18 protein-coding genes are annotated in these 17,678 nt (G+C 40.2%); 12 read left to right on the top strand and 6 right to left on the bottom strand.

The window, feature by feature from the left end; translation table 11 throughout:
• The first annotated feature begins 23 nt into the window (after positions 1-23).
• The 3 genes from ACXAD1_RS10605 to ACXAD1_RS10595 all read left to right on the top strand — a co-directional run bounded on the left by ACXAD1_RS10605 (position 24) and on the right by ACXAD1_RS10595 (position 3,658).
• Entirely contained in the window at positions 24-1,214 is a 1,191-nt protein-coding gene (locus tag ACXAD1_RS10605) for a DHH family phosphoesterase (RefSeq protein WP_474910006.1), read from the top strand.
• 102 nt (positions 1,215-1,316) lie between these two features.
• The gene (locus ACXAD1_RS10600) at positions 1,317-2,273 is read left to right on the top strand and encodes a glycine-rich domain-containing protein (RefSeq protein ID WP_474910005.1); all 957 of its coding nucleotides are present in this window, start codon (positions 1,317-1,319) and stop codon (positions 2,271-2,273) included.
• Positions 2,274-2,488: 215 nt separating this feature from the next.
• On the top strand, positions 2,489-3,658 hold the full coding sequence (locus ACXAD1_RS10595) for a D-alanyl-D-alanine carboxypeptidase family protein (RefSeq protein WP_474910004.1): 1,170 nt from the start codon (positions 2,489-2,491) through the stop codon (positions 3,656-3,658).
• 70 nt (positions 3,659-3,728) lie between these two features.
• Here ACXAD1_RS10595 and ACXAD1_RS10590 read toward each other — a convergent pair whose 3' ends face one another.
• Positions 3,729-3,974, bottom strand: coding sequence for a YkuS family protein (locus tag ACXAD1_RS10590; protein WP_048011629.1), 246 nt, complete (start codon positions 3,972-3,974; stop codon positions 3,729-3,731).
• Between the two features lie 103 nt (positions 3,975-4,077).
• Between ACXAD1_RS10590 and ACXAD1_RS10585 the strand changes: the two genes are divergently transcribed.
• Positions 4,078-4,215, top strand: coding sequence for a YuzL family protein (locus tag ACXAD1_RS10585; RefSeq protein ID WP_019379858.1), 138 nt, complete (start codon positions 4,078-4,080; stop codon positions 4,213-4,215).
• Positions 4,216-4,256: 41 nt separating this feature from the next.
• On the opposite strand, the gene ACXAD1_RS10580 is transcribed toward ACXAD1_RS10585, so the two are convergent.
• On the bottom strand, positions 4,257-5,876 hold the full coding sequence (locus tag ACXAD1_RS10580) for an ABC-F family ATP-binding cassette domain-containing protein (RefSeq protein WP_206839780.1): 1,620 nt from the start codon (positions 5,874-5,876) through the stop codon (positions 4,257-4,259).
• Between the two features lie 179 nt (positions 5,877-6,055).
• On the opposite strand from ACXAD1_RS10580, the gene ACXAD1_RS10575 reads away from it, so the two are divergent.
• The 4 genes from ACXAD1_RS10575 (at position 6,056) to ACXAD1_RS10560 (ending at position 9,512) form a co-directional block, all read left to right on the top strand.
• Complete coding sequence (locus tag ACXAD1_RS10575) at positions 6,056-6,502, top strand: FAS1-like dehydratase domain-containing protein (protein WP_370221851.1); 447 nt, start codon at positions 6,056-6,058, stop codon at positions 6,500-6,502.
• Positions 6,502-6,885, top strand: a complete 384-nt coding sequence (locus tag ACXAD1_RS10570) for a MaoC/PaaZ C-terminal domain-containing protein (protein WP_474910003.1) — start codon at positions 6,502-6,504, stop codon at positions 6,883-6,885. Before ACXAD1_RS10575 ends, ACXAD1_RS10570 begins: the two co-directional genes overlap by 1 nt.
• 18 nt (positions 6,886-6,903) lie before the next feature.
• Positions 6,904-9,273 (top strand): penicillin acylase family protein, encoded by a 2,370-nt coding sequence (locus ACXAD1_RS10565; protein WP_474910002.1) that lies wholly within the window; start codon positions 6,904-6,906, stop codon positions 9,271-9,273.
• A 104-nt stretch (positions 9,274-9,377) separates the two neighbouring features.
• On the top strand, positions 9,378-9,512 hold the full coding sequence (locus tag ACXAD1_RS10560; RefSeq protein WP_256816508.1) for a hypothetical protein: 135 nt from the start codon (positions 9,378-9,380) through the stop codon (positions 9,510-9,512).
• A 40-nt stretch (positions 9,513-9,552) separates the two neighbouring features.
• Here the strand turns inward: ACXAD1_RS10560 and ACXAD1_RS10555 are convergent, their stop codons facing one another.
• Positions 9,553-10,152: an SCO family protein gene (locus tag ACXAD1_RS10555; RefSeq protein WP_474910001.1), complete on the bottom strand. Its 600-nt coding sequence runs from the start codon at positions 10,150-10,152 to the stop codon at positions 9,553-9,555.
• Positions 10,153-10,585: 433 nt separating this feature from the next.
• Here ACXAD1_RS10555 and ACXAD1_RS10550 point away from each other — a divergent pair, with 433 nt between their 5' ends.
• Entirely contained in the window at positions 10,586-12,175 is a 1,590-nt protein-coding gene (locus ACXAD1_RS10550) for an acetolactate synthase large subunit (RefSeq protein WP_474910000.1), read from the top strand.
• Positions 12,176-12,551: 376 nt separating this feature from the next.
• Here the strand turns inward: ACXAD1_RS10550 and ACXAD1_RS10545 are convergent, their stop codons facing one another.
• Together ACXAD1_RS10545 and ACXAD1_RS10540 are read right to left on the bottom strand one after the other, a co-directional pair.
• Positions 12,552-14,036, bottom strand: a complete 1,485-nt coding sequence (locus ACXAD1_RS10545) for an aldehyde dehydrogenase family protein (protein WP_206839784.1) — start codon at positions 14,034-14,036, stop codon at positions 12,552-12,554.
• 218 nt (positions 14,037-14,254) lie between these two features.
• Positions 14,255-15,472, bottom strand: coding sequence for a NupC/NupG family nucleoside CNT transporter (locus tag ACXAD1_RS10540; protein ID WP_370221857.1), 1,218 nt, complete (start codon positions 15,470-15,472; stop codon positions 14,255-14,257).
• A 364-nt stretch (positions 15,473-15,836) separates the two neighbouring features.
• On the opposite strand from ACXAD1_RS10540, the gene ACXAD1_RS10535 reads away from it, so the two are divergent.
• The 3 genes from ACXAD1_RS10535 to ACXAD1_RS10525 all read left to right on the top strand — a co-directional run bounded on the left by ACXAD1_RS10535 (position 15,837) and on the right by ACXAD1_RS10525 (position 16,480).
• A complete protein-coding gene (locus tag ACXAD1_RS10535) occupies positions 15,837-15,941 on the top strand; it encodes a YjcZ family sporulation protein (RefSeq protein WP_206839786.1) in 105 nt (34 codons plus the stop codon).
• 145 nt (positions 15,942-16,086) lie between these two features.
• A complete protein-coding gene (locus ACXAD1_RS10530) occupies positions 16,087-16,296 on the top strand; it encodes a YozQ family protein (RefSeq protein WP_206839787.1) in 210 nt (69 codons plus the stop codon).
• 22 nt (positions 16,297-16,318) lie between these two features.
• Entirely contained in the window at positions 16,319-16,480 is a 162-nt protein-coding gene (locus ACXAD1_RS10525) for a hypothetical protein (protein WP_206839788.1), read from the top strand.
• A gap of 131 nt (positions 16,481-16,611) precedes the next feature.
• Here ACXAD1_RS10525 and ACXAD1_RS10520 read toward each other — a convergent pair whose 3' ends face one another.
• Positions 16,612-17,670 carry a sulfite oxidase gene (locus ACXAD1_RS10520; RefSeq protein WP_370221858.1) on the bottom strand — a complete coding sequence of 353 codons (1,059 nt, stop codon included), beginning with the start codon at positions 17,668-17,670 and terminating at the stop codon, positions 16,612-16,614.
• Between the last annotated feature and the right edge of the window lie 8 nt (positions 17,671-17,678).

Here is a 17,678-nt window from a genome sequence, read left to right as displayed (position 1 = left end):
CTAAGAATAGCAGGTGATTGATATTGTACAGACTGTATACACATAATGACCTTGATGGTGTCGGATGCGGCATCGTTGCCAAGATTGCTTTTGGAAAAGACGTCGAGGTACGCTATAACTCTGTAATGGGACTTGATTATCAGATTGAAAAATTATTTGAAAACGAAAAGAACTTGAAGGATGACTTTTTAATAATCACGGATTTATCAGTTAATGATGAAAATTTGATCAGGCTTGATGATCTGGAAAAAGGCGGAGGCAAGGTCAGATTGATTGACCATCACAAAACAGCCCTGCACTTTAATGATTACAGCTGGGGCAGAGTGAAGGTTCAATATGATGATGGCAGACTCACCGCTGCAACCTCTTTGCTGTATGAGTATCTCCTGGAACATGAACTGATTAAATCATCCCAGGCTCTGGATGAATTCGTTGAACTTGTCCGCCAGTATGATACCTGGGAATGGGATCAAAATGAGAATATTAAAGCAAAGAATCTGAACGATCTATTCTTTATGGTTTCCATTGAAGAATTCGAAGAAAAAATGACGGAAAGAATCATAAACTCAGACCATTTCAAGTTTGATGATTTTGAACAAAAATTGCTGGAAATGGAAGAGGAAAAGATTGAGCGTTATGTTAGACGGAAGAAGCGGGAAATTGTCCAAACTTTCATTGGTGAATATTGTGCCGGCATCGTCCATGCTGAATCCTATCATTCTGAACTGGGAAACGAACTTGGCAAAGACTTTCCCCATTTGGATTATATCGCAATCTTAAACCTGGGGGGCAAAAAAATCAGTTTCAGGACAATACATGACCACGTTGATGTATCTGCTGTCGCCGGAAAGTTCGGAGGGGGAGGACATGCAAAAGCATCAGGATGTTCGATGGGAAAAGATGCTTATAAATTATTCGTTCAGGATATTTTTCCTTTGGATCCCATGAGACAGGACGCATTCAGGAACAAATACAATAATAAAAGTTCTATGCAGGGATCCCTTTACGAAAATAAGAAAGGAGACAAATTTTTTATTTTTGCTGCTGGCGAGGACAATTGGATTCTGGAAATGAACGGAAAGCCAGTCCATGAATCCTATCAGAACTTTCAGCAGGCAGAAAATTTCATTAAAAGAAAATACCAGGCATGGCTTGTTCATGATGATATTTATGTAGAATTTTTAAAGCGTTTTTATATAAAGACAAAAAATTAGCAATGCCGCCTTATTGGGCGGTTTATTTTTTTAAAAACCACCCCTGCTAAATATTGTAAATTTCATATATAATTAAGATATATATAGATTGGGGGAGGTTCTATGGAAATATTTCTGTTAATTTTTGGTGTGATTTTCGCTGCCATAATCATTAAAGGTCTAGTTGCTGGTTCGAAAAGAGATCCCTTTATTAAAAACGAGCCATTTCCTGAACATCTGGGAATGTGGTGCGAAGACTATCTTCCAATGATACAAAAATTAGAAAAATCTTTGCCTGAAGGGTACAGGGAGAATATAAAAAATCGTGTCCTGAGGGAGCATCCGAAATGGAAAGACTACGCATATGATTGGACATTTTTTGAGCTGAAAAGATATTTTGTGATGAATGCCATACTGAAAACAGTGCCTATGTTCAGCAGTAAAGCGGATGAAATATGGCATGAAATGCTCATGTTCACCCGTGATTATGATCAGTTTTCAAAAAACTTCTTCGGTGAATACCTGCACCATTCACCAAATATGGACAGCACCCCCATTCCAGGAGAAAGGGCTTTTTTTGACTGGGTGTATTTAAGTCTTTTTGAAGCAGGCCATAATAGCAGAAGAATTTGGGGAAACTTTTTGCAAAATCCGATTAAAAAGGAAATACTTGAGGATTTCAGAAGCATGAATGAGGCTGAACTGTTAAATAAGTATTTCAGGACAGGAAATGATTGGGTGGAACTGAAAAAGAAAATGATAGAAAAACTGAAGCATGAAATTTCTGAATCAGAATCATTGAAGCTTGGGAAAAAGCCGCTGGAATTTACGAAGCCCGCATCTGGCAGCCAGTATTCCTATCTGCTCTTTCCGGCCGTTTATTTTTCGGTTTATGAACCAGATGGGTTCGAGGACCATATGAACGAACTTCTTCCCCCGGAACTCGCAAAAGACAGTGCTGCCGGAATGGTTTACTGCACCGGCTTCTCTTGCAGCAGCCATGGTGATCATGATTCTGGAGGAGGACATGATTCTGGCGGCTCCAGCTGTTCGAGCTGTGGAGGGGGATGTTCAAGCTAAAAAGCAGTCCAATTGGATTGCTTTTTTGTTTTCAAAATTTTAGGTTCCTGCTGTTTTGGAAAAGATAAGAGCAGGTAATTTCCTTTCATTATCAATCTTCTCAAATTACGGCACTAAATTTTCAATTATGTAACAATTTATAAATATGATATAAGTATGCATGAATTGTCTGGTAGAATCAGTATTGATTATCGGTTTGAATTGGATGTGTATTTATGAAGAAATTGCTTGCTTTCATCCTGCTATTATTCAGCTTTCCGACTGCATATACAGCAGCTGAGGAAACAAAAGACCCTGAAATTATCAGTGAAGCCGCTATCGTAACAGATGCTGAATCAGGTGCTGTTCTGTATGCGAAAAATGCGGATAATAAGATGTACCCTGCCAGCTTGACGAAAATAGCCACAGCCATATATGCCATAGAAAATGGAGATTTAAAGGACATAGTAACTATCAGCAAGAAAGCTGCAGAGGTTGAAGGAACACGAGTTTATTTGGAGGAAGGAGAAAAAGTGCCTTTAATAAAACTCGTTCAGGGCATGCTGATTAATTCAGGAAATGATGCTGCCTGGAGCATTGCTGAGCATCTTGACGGCAATATGAAAACATTCTCAGAGAATCTTAATCACTATCTTGAAGAGAGTGCAGGGTTAAAAAATACTCACTTTGTTAATCCTCACGGCTTGTATGATGAAAACCACTATACAACGGCAAGGGACCTTGCAAAATTAACTAATTACGCCCTGAAAAATAAGACCTTTCGAGAAATCTATGGAACAAAGGAAATGAAGTGGTCAGGAAAATCATGGGACACCACCATCTTTACTCATCACAGGATGCTTAAAGGTGAGGTTCCATTTGAAGGAGTGACAGGGGGAAAAACCGGTTTCGTAGATGAAGCTAAGCAGACCCTCGCCACTTCTGCCGAAAACGATTCAATAAAGTTAACGGCCATTGTCTTAAAAGCTGAATTCAAGCGGGATATTTATAATGATACAAAAAACCTATTGAACTATGGGTTCAGCAACTTTAAAACTGCGACACTGAGCAGCACTGATGTTTTTCCTTCTGATGGAAAAACCTATACAACTGGCGGTGAAAATGTAGCCATAACTTTGCCAAAAGGAAACTACGAAGAAAACATTACAGCAAAAGGAAAACTGCAGATAAAGAATGAAAACGGAACGATCATTCAATCCGTAAAGCTCGTTGAAGACAAACAGGATGAAGTGGTTTCAAGCCAGCTGAAAACAGATAAGGAGCCTGAAAAAGAGACAACCGGGTACTATGGAAGAGTCGGGTTAACGATATTTTTATTCGGGATCTTTATTCTATTATTAAGGAAAAATCTTAAAGCAAAAGCCAAAAGAAGAAGACGGGTTTAATGCCCGTCTTTTTATTGCATGTTCTTCAGAAAAAGACTAAAGAATTTCTCTTTAATTTTTGGACATTCTTTTATTGCATTCTTTGCTCCACCTGACGGCATACTTCATCCGCCGATAGGCCGCTTGCTTCAATGACAGAAGCCTTTGTAGAAACATCCTGCATACCCATCACATTTGAATCAACACCGCTCACTACACAGCAGGAGCAGTTCTCAGCATCATGCGCCGACTTCATATCAACCACTTCATATCCTTTTTGGCGAAGCGCTTCCGAAACATTTGTTAAGGATTGTTCAACCGCTACTCTTTTCGTCAATGTTAACACCTCCTCCGTTTGTTAGATTGGCTTTTGTGCTCCAATTTTATTCCATGGATAAAAAAAGCCTAATCACGAAACAGTAAGAAAGGAGGTGTTTAATATGAGCAAACGCAAAAAAGACCCTTCAAAGGCTGGACTAAGTTCTCCAAATATCGAAGGGCAAGGTACAACTAATATGGAAACGGGAAGCAGAACGGCTTCTTCCGCACGGCATAAAAAGAAAAAACAAGACTTTTAACCAAACGAAAAGCAGGAGGTTATTCCTCCTGCTTTTACTTTTTACTGATACATTTCAGCAACTTGTTTTTGAATGGATGTATCTTCTAAATACTCATCATAAGTCATCTGCTTATCCACAATGCCAGCCGGTGTAATTTCAATAATGCGGTTGGCAATGGTTTGAATAAACTGATGGTCATGTGATGCAAAAATCAAAGACCCTTTGAAATTAATTAGACCATTATTCAATGCCGTAATGGATTCCAAATCAAGGTGGTTAGTCGGCTCATCCAGCATTAGTACATTTGCACCGCTAAGCATCATTTTGGAAAGCATGCAGCGGACTTTTTCTCCACCTGAAAGAACGCTTGCTTTCTTTAGAACTTCCTCACCAGAGAACAGCATTCTTCCAAGGAAACCTCTCAGGAAGCTTTCACTGTCGTCAGCAGGTGAGAATTGGCGCAGCCAGTCTACAAGATTCAAATCAGAGTTTTCGAAGAACTCCGAGTTATCATTCGGGAAATAAGATTGAGATGTAGTAACACCCCACTTATACGTTCCTTCATCCGGCTCCATTTCACCAGTCAGTATCTTAAATAGGGTAGTTTTCGCCAATTCGTTTGTCCCAACTAACGCAATTTTATCATCTTTGTTCATGATGAAGCTGACATTGTTCAGAACCTTAACACCATCTATTGTTTTGCTGAGGCCGTCTACCCGAAGCAAATCATTTCCGATTTCACGGTCAGGGGAAAATCCGACATACGGATATTTTCTTGAGGACGGTCTAATGTCATCCAAAGAAATCTTATCAAGAAGCTTTTTACGCGAAGTTGCCTGCTTTGATTTTGATGCATTTGCACTAAATCGCGCAATAAAGCTTTGCAGTTCCTTGATTTTTTCTTCCTTTTTCTTATTGGCATCCTGTGCCATCCTTTGTGCAAGCTGGCTCGACTCATACCAGAAGTCATAGTTACCAACGTAAATTTGAATTTTCCCAAAGTCAAGGTCGGCAATATGAGTACATACTTTGTTTAAGAAGTGACGGTCATGGGATACAACAATAACCGTATTTTCAAAATTGATAAGAAATTCCTCAAGCCATTGAATTGCTTTAATATCCAAGTGGTTGGTCGGCTCATCCAGCAAAAGAACATCCGGCTTGCCGAAAAGGGCCTGCGCAAGAAGAACTTTCACTTTTTCCGAACCGGAAAGGTCTGCCATTTTTTTGTCATGAAGTTCTTCTTCGATGCCGAGCCCTTTCAGCAAAATAGCTGCTTCAGATTCTGCTTCCCATCCGTTCAGTTCTGCAAATTCACCTTCAAGTTCCGCAGCCTTCATGCCATCTTCATCAGTGAAATCGGCCTTCATATAAATCGCATCTTTTTCCTGCATCACTTCATAAAGGCGTGCATGTCCCATGATGACTACTTTTAATGCTTCAAACTCTTCGTATTCAAAATGATTCTGCTTCAGGACAGCAAGGCGCTCGCCGGGACCTAAATGAACACTTCCCGACTGTGCCTCGATTTCACCTGATAAAATTTTAAGAAAAGTTGATTTACCTGCACCATTTGCTCCAATTAATCCATAGCAATTGCCAGGTGTGAATTTAATATTAACATCTTCGAATAGTTTGCGGTCGCCGTATCGAAGACCTACATTACTGACAGTTATCATATTATTTTTATTCCTCCAAATACATAATCCCTAAAAGTATACCACTTTCAGCGCGTAATCGCGAATTCTTCTTAATGTAATCTGCCGGCTTCATAAAAGTTCAGAAAATTAAAAGGAAGCATCAGGTAAAAGGCGAATAATAAAGATTATAAACATAGTGAGAGGAAGTGCATTTTGTAATGGATTCTCTTTTAAAAGAAGATGTAAAATTAAAACCTTTCCGCTTCACAATTGAGAGGGGAAAAATCAGGGAATTTGCTATGGCCATTGGAGACAGGAATCCTATTTATTATGATGCGGACATCGCGAGAAAAGAAGGGTACCGGGACATCCCCATTCCGCCTACATTTCCGACGGCCATAGAGATGTGGGGAGGCTTGGATTTTGAAACCCTAATCGAGCTATTCGGCCTTGACCCGCTCAAAGTTCTTCACGGGGGACAGGAATATCGCTATATGGGGGAATTATGCGCCGGCGATACAATAACTGCAGCTCCTCAGTTAATCTCAGCATTTGAAAAGAGGAATCTCCGTTTTATCACAATAGGAATTCATTACAAAAACAGTGAAGGAATCAAGGTTTTATATTCGGAATCTACCATTATCGAAAGAAGGGGAACAATATAATGAGCGAATTAACAGCGATTCATAAACCCGAGATCACACATACACAGCTGGTCAAATATGCAGGAGCATCCGGGGATTTTAATCCAATTCATACTGTAGTACCCATTGGGGAAAAAGCGGGATTGGACGGTGTGATTGCCCATGGGATGCTCATTATGGGAATGGCAGGCGAAGCACTGGCTGATTGGTTTCCGAGAAGAAACCTGAGAAAGTTCAAAGTGCGCTTCAGCAAAATGACTCGTCCTGGCGAGAAACTGACAATAGAAGGAAAAGTGACAGGGGAGAGAATGGAAGAAGATGAGAAGAGACTGACAGGAGAAGTCTCAGTTAAAAATGAAACTGGTGAAGTAAAGCTCTCCGGACAGTTCGAAGTAAAAATATAATATAAAGGAAGGATTTCTATGGGAGGTCATATTGGGGTCCAGCTCAAGCCAAAATCAAAGTGGAGGAAATACACACTTTGGACCTTTGCAATCATATTAGTGTTACTGGCTGCGGCATTTTTCGTGATGTTTGGTTATTTATCGCGCTCACTCCCTGAAACAGAAGGAGAGATTAAAATTGGATCCATCGCTGCGGAAGTCAGGGTGAATCGCGACGGCAATGGCGTTCCCCACATATTTGCGGATAATGAACGAGACCTTTTTATTGCACAGGGATATGTGCAGGCACAGGATCGCCTTTTTCAAATGGATTTAAGCAGGCGGCAGGCATCCGGCAGATTAAGTGAAGTGATCGGGGAAGGGACAATTGACAATGATAAATATTTTAGGACACTTGGACTGAGAAGGGCCGCAGAAGCATCCTATGAAGCATATTCCCCGGAAGCAAAACAGATTTTAGGCTGGTTTGCTGAAGGAGTAAATCTTTATATGAAAGAGGTGAAAGAAAACGGAAAATGGCCGCCTGAATTTTCTATTCTCGGCTATAAGCCTGAAGAATGGACTCCCGTGGATTCACTCACTATAGGCAAATATATGGCATATGATCTTGGAGGACACTGGGAGAGCCAGGCATTCCGCTATTATCTCCTTCAGCATTTTCCGGAAGATAAAGCGTATGAATTATTCCCCTCATATCCGAAGGAAGCCCCTTACATAATAGGAAAACACAATTTGAATATTGAAGAAAGCTTAGCATATGCAGTAACACCGCCTGAATTCAACGGAAGCAATAACTGGGTAGCAGCAGGCAGCAAAACAGCATCCGGGAAGCCGATTCTTGCAGATGATCCACATTTATCACTCAGCACACCTTCCATCTGGTATCAGATGCATCTGAAGTCCCCGGAAATGAATGTCAGCGGGGTCATTTTTGCCGGCATTCCGGGCATTATTCTCGGTCACAATGAAGACATTGCATGGGGAGTAACCAATACAGGACCAGATGTTCAGGATTTGTACATCGAAAAAAGGAATCCTGACAATAAAAATGAGTTTCTATTCAATGATAAATGGGAAAAGGCAGAAATAATTGAAGAACCAATTAAGGTTAAAGACAAAGATCCGATCAGTTATCAAGTAACGATTACACGCCACGGACCAGTGATTTCGGAATTTGCTGCAGACAGCGGCAAAGATACCGTTCTTTCTTTGCAATGGACAGCCCTTGAACCTTCAAAAGAACTGGAAGCCATTCTAAAAATGAATAAATCATCGGACTGGAATCAATTTGAACAAGCATTGGAGTTATTTCATACACCAGCACAGAACTTTGTATTTGCCTCGCCAGATGGAACAATAGCGTATAAAGCAAACGGTAAAATCCCCATCAGAAAGAAAGGAGACGGGCTATTGCCAGTGCCAGGCTGGACAGAAGATTATGGATGGGAAGGATATATTTCTTATGATGAACTGCCAAAAACCATCAATCCAAAGGAAGGCTTCATATCTACTGCAAACAATAAAGTGATTGACGACAGCTACCCTTACCATATAAGTCATGATTGGGCACAGCCGTACAGGCAAATGCGCATTCAGGAATTCCTGGATAGCAGGGATAAACTTACACCTGAAGACATGATGTCTCTGCAGATGGATCAGAAAAACCTGCAGGCAAAGGAATTTATACCCATTTTCCTGTCGAAAATTAGAGAACCATCTTCCAATCTTGAAAAGGCAGCTTTATCCGCCTTGAGGAAATGGGATTATAACGACAGCAAAGATGAAGCAGCCCCTCTCATTTTCAATCTTTGGATGAAAAGCATATCCGATGTTCTTTTTGAGGATCAGATATCATCCGAGATGAGGAATCTCTTTAAAGGGCAAAAGCAGGCGGTGGATGAATTATTGAGAAATGCAGCAAAAGGCAGGGAAAGCCGCTGGATTGAAGAAAAGGGCGGACTTGAGGAGGTCCTTTCACAATCATTGAGTTCAGCTTTAAAGAAAGCAGCAGATCTTCAAGGAAATAACCTGTCTGAGTGGAAATGGGGAGACTATCACCAATTAGCATTTGCCCACCCGCTTTCAAGTGTAAAACCTTTAAACTTCCTGTTTAATAGAGAAGGGCGGATTCCTGTTGGCGGAAGCTCAGTCACAGTCCAGGCGGCAGCTAATAAAGAGGATGGCACTGTAAATCACGGGGGCTCATGGAGATTTGTGATTGATACGCAAAACATGAATACTGCCTATCATCTTGTGGGACCAGGACAATCAGGACATCCTCTAAGCCCTTGGTATCATGACCAGATGAACGGCTGGGCAGATGGGAACTATCATAAGACAGCTCTCACTGAAGAGAAAACCAGGCATACAGTCTTATTAAAACCTTGAAAATGCTTCCCAAAAATCATAAAATGTTTCTTTTTGTTCATAGTTTTTTCATATTTTTCATGTACAATATTAAACATACAGGCAGGGAAAAAGGAGTTTTTCAAATGGCTAAAAAGCAGCTGGTTGATTTGGTAAACAGATTAAAGAAATCCGGTATTAAAGTAAGCTTTTCAAAGCCAAGATCGAAAACTTTAATACTCATTAACCAAAACAAAAATTTATCTTCTTCAGCAAATTAGGTTAAAAAAAGTGGCGGATTCAGTATCCGCCACTTTTTTATTATATTTGCTTCATTATCTTATTGAAAACATCATTCTTATCAAAATCTTCTCCCATTGGGAACTTCTTAATAAACTTATTATTCTCGTCAAGCAAATACACAAATGTGCTATGAACGTAGAAACCATCACCGGGATCACGGTACTGAAATTGAAAAGTGTTAGCGAGCTCCTGAATTTCAGCCTGATCTTTTTTCAGTTTATCCGGCTCTGCAGTAAGAAAGACCCAATTGCCATCATTTTCGATTTCAAAGGTATTTCTATATGTTCGAAGAACCTCTGTGGTGTCTCTATAGGGGTCGATCGTTACAGTTATGAATTGCACCTTCTCCCCAAAGACACCCTCTTTGCTAAGATCGCCTTTCAGCAGATTCATTCTTTGTGTAGTAGTCGGACAAATATCCGGACAGTGCGTATAAATAAATTCAACTAGCTTCATTTTTTTATCCGATTCTGCAAAGTTGTAGACCTTCTCATCATCGGTTAAAAGTGTAATATGATCAGGTATCTTTGCTGTCATATCACGAATGATAAAAAAAGAAATGCCGGCGGCTATGCCTAATATTACAATAATAGCGGATATCATATATACTTTTTTCATTATTTCCCCTCCCAATATAAGGATAAATAATATCCATCAAAAATCCTATGGATAATCTGTGAACTTATTCTTATTACAAGGGAATGTGAAGCAATAAGAAAAGCGGAAGCGCCTTGTTAATTTAAACTAAAGGTATTGGTTAACCTTAAACACTATTAAACGGAACTTAATTTTTAACTGTTCGTATTAGTAGATATCTAAAGGAGACTTAGTTATATATGAGATGAGGTAAATATAATTGGATGCTTTTATAGCGGCAGTATCTGTATTAGGCAGATAAGCTGCTGAGAATTGCTTGCCTTAACTTGCTTTACTTTACTTCCAACATATCCGATTTACGTCATGCTTACAACCTTTCCTCCTAAGATCGAAAGGTTATTTTAATAAATGAAGGGGAAAAATAGGAAAAAGCTTGTTTGAAAAGGGGAGTCGTATGAAAGCAACCGATTTACTTGTTCAATGTTTAGAAAATGAGGGCGTAGAGTATATTTTTGGGATTGTCGGGAAGGAAACACTTGATCTGATTGATTCATTGTCAAAATCGAAACAAATTCAGTTTGTAAATGTTCGTCATGAACAAGGAGCAGCTTTTATGGCGGATGTTTACAGTAGATTATCAAAAAAGGCTGGTGTGTGCACAGCGACATTAGGACCTGGTGCGACAAACCTTTTGACTGGAATTGCGAGTGCAAATTTGGACCATTCTCCAGTTGTAGCCATAACAGGACAAACTGACTTTAATAGGCAGCACCAGGAATCCCATCAATATTTAGATATCGTTAAAATATTTGAATCTGTAACAAAGTGGAGTGTTCAGATAAAAGATTCAAAAACCATTCCAAAGATCATTCGGAAGGCCTTTAGATTAGCTCAAATGGAAAAACCTGGTGCTGTTTTAATTGAATTTCCAGAGAATCTTGCCGCACAGATGATTTCTAATCACACATTACCAGTGACACCTATTCCAAGAAGTACACCAAGTTCACAAGCTTTAGAGAGTGCATGTACTATATTAGATCAATACCAGAAACCACTTGTCATAGCAGGCAACGGGATAATAAGACAAGAAGCTGTTTCGGAATTCATCACATTTGTGGAGAAGCTAAAATCACCTGTTATTCATAGTTTTATGGCGAAAGGGGTTTTACCTAAAGACAATCCCCTTAATTTTTATACATTTGGATTTAATGAAAAGGATGAAGTTTTACCAATCATAGAGGAAGCAGATTTGTTAATCGTCATAGGGTATGATTTTGTTGAAAAGCCTCCTAAGGATTGGAATAAAAAGCAGCGTCCTATTTTACATATTGATCCAATTCCAGCCGAAATGGATGAACACTATCCTTTAAAGGTAGAATTGGTAGGTGATTTAAAACAGACCTTACAGGCACTTAATCAACTGGAAATTCCATTTAGACCATGGGTTCCGATAGGGAATTTAAGAGAAAGGGTTAAATTAGCATACCAAATCGTTTCAGATTCAAATAAAGATCAATCATTAACGATAGAAAATGTCTTAAAGGTGATTGAAACAATAACACCAGAAAACACCATCATCATTTCTGATGTAGGTGCCCACAAGGTATCTATTGCCCGTACCTACCAACCCAATCAAGCCGGACAACTCATTATATCAAATGGCTTAGCCTCAATGGGGATTGCCTTGCCAGGTTCCATTGGTGCCAAAATAGCCTGTCCAGATGCTCCGGTTATTTGCATAACCGGAGACGGAGGGGCATTAATGAATATAACCGAATTAGAAACGGCCCAACGATTAGGCCTATCGTTTATCATCATTGTTTTAAATAATGCAGCATTAAAATTAGAGGAACAAATGATGCAGGAAAAATTCAATAGCAGTTTTGGAACTGCTTTTGGCAACCCTGACTTTGTGCAATTAGCCAACAGTTTTGGAGTAAAAGGTGTAAGACCTCATCAATTGGGTGAATTTGAACAGACTTTAAAGGAAGCTTTGGAGCTGGCCGATGAAATGACTTTGATAGATGTTCAAATGGGTGAATGAGAGATAAAATGGTCAAAAGAGGCAAGAGGACGTCATTACACTTTAAATAGTATTTAAATAATTATAATTTAAGTAACAAATTCAAAAACAGTACCATTTTTATTACAAGGTCGTTCTTAACCTTTTTGAGAGGATTCCTTGAAAAGTGGAGGCGACTGCCCAGGGACGATAGGCATAAGACGGTTCCTGTAAGAAGGCTTTTTTTCCTTCTGGAAGGAAACGGCTTATGAACCCGAGTCCATAGGAGCCCGCAACTAGACAAGCTTGTGACCTCGAGGGGGGTAGGCGCTGGAGCTAGACAGTGCTCAGGAATCAAAGACAGAAATTCTGGTAAATAAAAAAGGAACCTCGCAAGGCTCCTTTTTTGTTTCGTCTATTACTTCATTGAAATCCAAACACTCTTAACTTCTGTATAGTTATCCAGAGCATATGATCCCATTTCACGGCCGATACCGGATTGCTTATACCCGCCAAATGGAGATGCAGCGTCAAATGCGTTGTAGCAGTTCACCCAGACTGTACCTGCGCGGAGTTTGTTGGCCACATAATGTGCATTTGCCACATCACGAGTCCAAACACCTGCAGCTAGACCATATTCGCTGTTATTAGCCCGGTTAATTAATTCGTCTATGTCATCATAAGGCATGGCCGAAATAACTGGTCCGAATATTTCTTCTTTTGCAATTGTCATTTCGTCACGAACATCTGCAAAAATAGTAGGAGAGACAAAGTAACCTTGCTCTTGCGGCTTGTCGCCACCCGCTACAAGCTGAGCACCTTCGCTTAGGCCTTTTTCAATGTACCCAAGAACTCGGTTTTGCTGCTCAGCAGAAACAAGCGGGCCAATTTCTGTGTCAGCATGAATACCTGCACCTTGTTTAATTTTTTTGGCATGTGAAGCCATGTCAGCTACAACATTATCAAACTGCTTTTTTTGTATGAAAACACGGGAGCCGGCACAGCACACCTGACCCTGGTTGAACATAACACCGTTCAGAGCTCCTGGAATAGCCTTTGATAAATCAGCATCTGGAAGAATAATATTTGGAGACTTACCGCCCAGTTCAAGCGTAACGCGCTTTAATGTTTTTGAAGCATTGGACATGATCAATTTGCCTACTTCAGTAGAACCCGTAAACGCAATTTTATCTACTAATGGGTGATCGACAAGCGGCTGGCCAGCTGTTTCTCCGAAACCTGGAACAATATTGACAACCCCAGGAGGGAAGCCGGCTTCATCCATTAATTCGGCAAGGTATAAAGCAGAAAGAGGTGTTTGCTCCGCTGGTTTTAGAACAACCGTACATCCTGTAGCAAGCGCAGCACCCAGTTTCCACATAGCCATAAGAAGAGGGAAGTTCCAAGGGATAATTTGTCCCACTACACCAACTGCCTCATGGCGGGTATAGTTAAAGAATGGACCGCTTACAGGAATCGTCTGACCGACAATCTTCGTAGACCAGCCAGCATAATAGCGCATATGTTCAACAGCCAGAGGAATATCGGCATTGGTTGTTTCACGGATCGGCTTACCATTATCCAATGTCTCAAGCTGCGCTAATTCTTCACTGTTTTCTTCCATCAGATCAGCAAGCTTGTACATCAGGCGGCTGCGCTTTGAGGCGCTCATTTTTGACCATTTGCCTTCATCAAATGCCTTACGGGCTGCTTTTACTGCCAGATCAATATCTTCTGCACCGGCTTCGAAAACAGAAGCAAGAACTTCTCCTGTAGCCGGGTTATACGTATCAAACGTTTTCTGTGATTTGCTTTCAACAAATTCACCATTAATATATAATTTCTTCTTTCCGCTTAAAAACTTTTCTACCTTTTCTTTTAAACCTGCAGTTAGCTGACTCATATAATTCCTCCTTAAAATAGTAATCTATGTATTTCCATGGTGCAAAACATTTAGAAGAATACCTATGGTAACGCTTACAACCATACTTTAACATTAATAAAAATATAAAATCAACTCTGAATTAAAATAATTTTCAGATAATGTTCGACAATTCTCGCCTATTTCTATTTTCAGCAATAAAAAAGCATACCGGATTCATCCGGTATGCTATAAAACTATTAAATTAGCATTCCTGCAATTGCTGCACTTAATAGAGAAGCAAGTGCTCCAGCTATTACCGCACGTATTCCAAGCTTTGCTATATCGTTCCTGCGGTCAGGAGCAAGGTTGCCCAGTCCGCCCAGAAGAATGGCCATAGAGGAAATGTTGGCAAATCCGCAAAGAGCGAAACTCACTACTGCAACCGTCTTAGGAGACAGGCTGCTGATTTCCGGAGCGAATGCTGAATAAGCAACAAATTCATTTAAAACAAGTTTTTGGCCGATATACCCGCCAGCCTGTACAGCTTCAGCCCATGGAACTCCTACTGCAAATGCGAGCGGTGCAAAAATAAATCCAAGAATGGTTTCCAGTGTAAGATTTTCAAATCCGAAAATCCCGCCTGCAAATCCGATAATACCATTGATAAGAGCAACAAGAGCGATAAAAGCAAGAAGCATTGCACCGATGTTTAATGCAAGCTGAAGTCCTACACTTGCACCGCGTGCGGCAGCGTCTACCACATTTACTGAATCAGTATCTTTTTCAATAGTTATGTCGTCTGTTGTCTCTGAAACTTCTGTTTCAGGAATCATAATTTTAGCCAGGACAAGACCTGCAGGTGCAGCCATGAAGCTTGCGGCAAGCAAGTATTCCAATGGTACCCCAAGAAGGGAGTATCCTATAAGAACTGAACCGGCAACTGATGCAAGGCCTCCGGTCATAACAGCAAACAGTTCAGATTTCGTCATTTTGTTAAGAAATGGACGGACAATCAATGGAGCTTCCGTTTGTCCGACAAAAATATTGGCTGCTGCGGACATGGACTCCGCCTTGCTTGTTCCAAGCAGTTTGGACAAACCTCCGCCAATGACCTTAATAATCACTTGCATGACCCCGGTATAATAAAGCACAGATATTAGGGAAGAGAAGAAGATTACAGTAGTCAGCACCTGAAAAGCAAAGACAAACCCAACTCCAGATCCTTCCTGGAATAATCCTCCGAATAGAAAATTAATGCCTTCATTTGCATAACCGACAATATCATTTACTGCAAATGTTAGTTTTTCTAATGCTTTTTTGCCAAGATCCCATTTGAGGACTGCAAATGCAAATGCAAACTGTATGGCAAGTCCGCCAAGTATTGTACGCAGATTGATCGCTTTCCGATTTGAAGAAAGGAGAAAAGCAATCCCCAATACAGAAGCAACCCCTAATAAACCCCAGAAAAAATTCATGTTGACACCTCATTTGTTGAATTTAGAATTATGAAAACGTTTTTACGAAACGCCAAAAATATAGACCTCTCATTAAAGAGGTTTGTGAATAGACGTCAGACATCTAACTTGATTACATGTCCATTTTAACATGAATCCGCTTGCAGTAAAGAGTTTTTTTCTTGCCAAGTTAAATTTGTTGATTAATCTCCTATTTTGTTCACATTTTCAAAGATTTTATTCTCTCTAAAGTTGCCAATAACATTAAAATCTTTCAGTGCTTAAATAAAATACCTTCGATTTTATTTTCTTTCCCCGGTATAATTGCCCATTCGGGACAAACATCATTTTCATACACTGTCACTAGATGTCAGGAGGTGTTAGAATGGGCGCAGGTGCAGGGTATGGCGGCGGTTTTGCTTTAATCGTTGTCCTGTTTATACTTCTAATCATTGTTGGTGCTGCTTTCGTTGGTGGAGGCTACTATTAATATCTAAAAAATCTACAGCGCAAAAAATCTGCCCGTACTTGGGCAGATTTTTTTTCAGCCTTCCTGTTTAAAATGAATCAGTATGATAATCGTTTTAATGTCCAAAATAAGGATAGTTCTTAAAATTTAGAAGGAGGTATTCAGCATGAACAAAAGAGACAAAAATGATGGCACGAACATTGCGGGCAGATATTATGAAACTGAAGATTATAACAGGAATGATCAGCTTTCATCAGGCCTGGCGACAACCCATGAACAAGTGAGTGACGCATATATGGAAGGACAAGCTGATGCCGTAATTGAAGACGTTGTCGGGGTGGATATTTCCATTCCGCGCAAAGGGTATGATGAATAACGCAAAGTAAGGAGGCAATTCAATGGCACCAAAAGATGCTCAAGATGATCTCGGCCAGTACAAAATGCCGGAAGTTCTCAGAAAAAAGAGGAATTCCTCCTATCGGGTGGGATACCAGGCTACAACAGGCAACCAGACACCTGGTGAACCTGAAGCAGGTAAGAGAACAGATCAGGAAAATTAAAATCTGTTCAACATGGATTGCTGATTTAGATTGCAGCGGTGATAAAATTGATAAACAAAAGAGAGGATGCTGGGACATCTTCTCTTTTGTTTATGACTATATAAGAAATTCGGGAATTTGCACCTGAAAAATTATTCTACCTGAATTTTTATCTTTTGCACAGCATTATATCCATATCCTTTTCTGTTCCAGTAAGGCTTTAATGGCTGCATATTGCCCGTAGAATCGCTGGCCCTTATAAGAATGGTATGCTCACCCTTATATGCCTCCCAATCAAAATGCCACTTTACCCAGGAATATTTTTCGTTTTCCCTGTATTTAAGAGTGGCCTTTCTCCAAGTAACACCATGATCTATGCTTATTGCCACCTCATTAATTGTTCCAGTGCCAGTCCAGGCAATTCCTTTTATAGCATGAAATCCTTCTTTCAAAATGGAATAATTCAATGGCTGCTGGATTGTGCTATTAACGTTCATGGCTGTAACAGGCTTTTTATCTAAATCGCTGTCTTTATAGGGATAATAAACATAATCTTTTGATTGAAAAGGACCATTAAATTCATGACGAATAATAAAAATATTTCTTAGCCACTTGACGGAGGCCATTGCATACCATTGAGGCACGATCAGCCTGAATGGATATCCATGCTTATAAGGGATGGGCTTGCCGTTGTACTCATAAGCTACAATCGTATCTTCACCGAGTGCCTTCTCAATTGGCAGGCTTCTGGCAAAGTAAAAGGATCCTTTCAAATCTTTTCGCTCACCAAAATCCATTCCTGCAAACACGGCTTCTTTACTTCCATCCAAAAGTCCGGCTTTATCCAGCAGTTCTTTCAATGGCACTCCCTTCCATTTCCCCTGACTGACTGCTCCTTCTTCCCATTGCTCACCAAAAACCTTAGGTTTAAATTTCGCTCTGTTATTGCCAGCGCATTCCAGAGGGACCAGAATGGTTTTGGTAGGAAAGCGGGAAAGTTCACTTAAAGATATTTCCATCGCTTGTTTCACGTTCCCGCTAATGGACAAAAACAAATTATGAGGGCTAATTATCGGGTAGGAAAAATGGTTTCTTAAATAAAAATAATCCTGCGGTGTTTTCCAGCTCTCCAAAAAATGAATGGGAGACTCCTGATTTTCAGGAGACAGACTTAGCGTTTTCAGATAAGGTGCTGAAAACTGTCTATTCATGAACCATC

The organism is Cytobacillus sp. ABV4_503 (genome assembly GCF_056158445.1).
The sequence above is the reverse complement of the archived record's forward strand: the minus strand, read 5'-3'. Positions and strand labels throughout refer to the sequence as shown.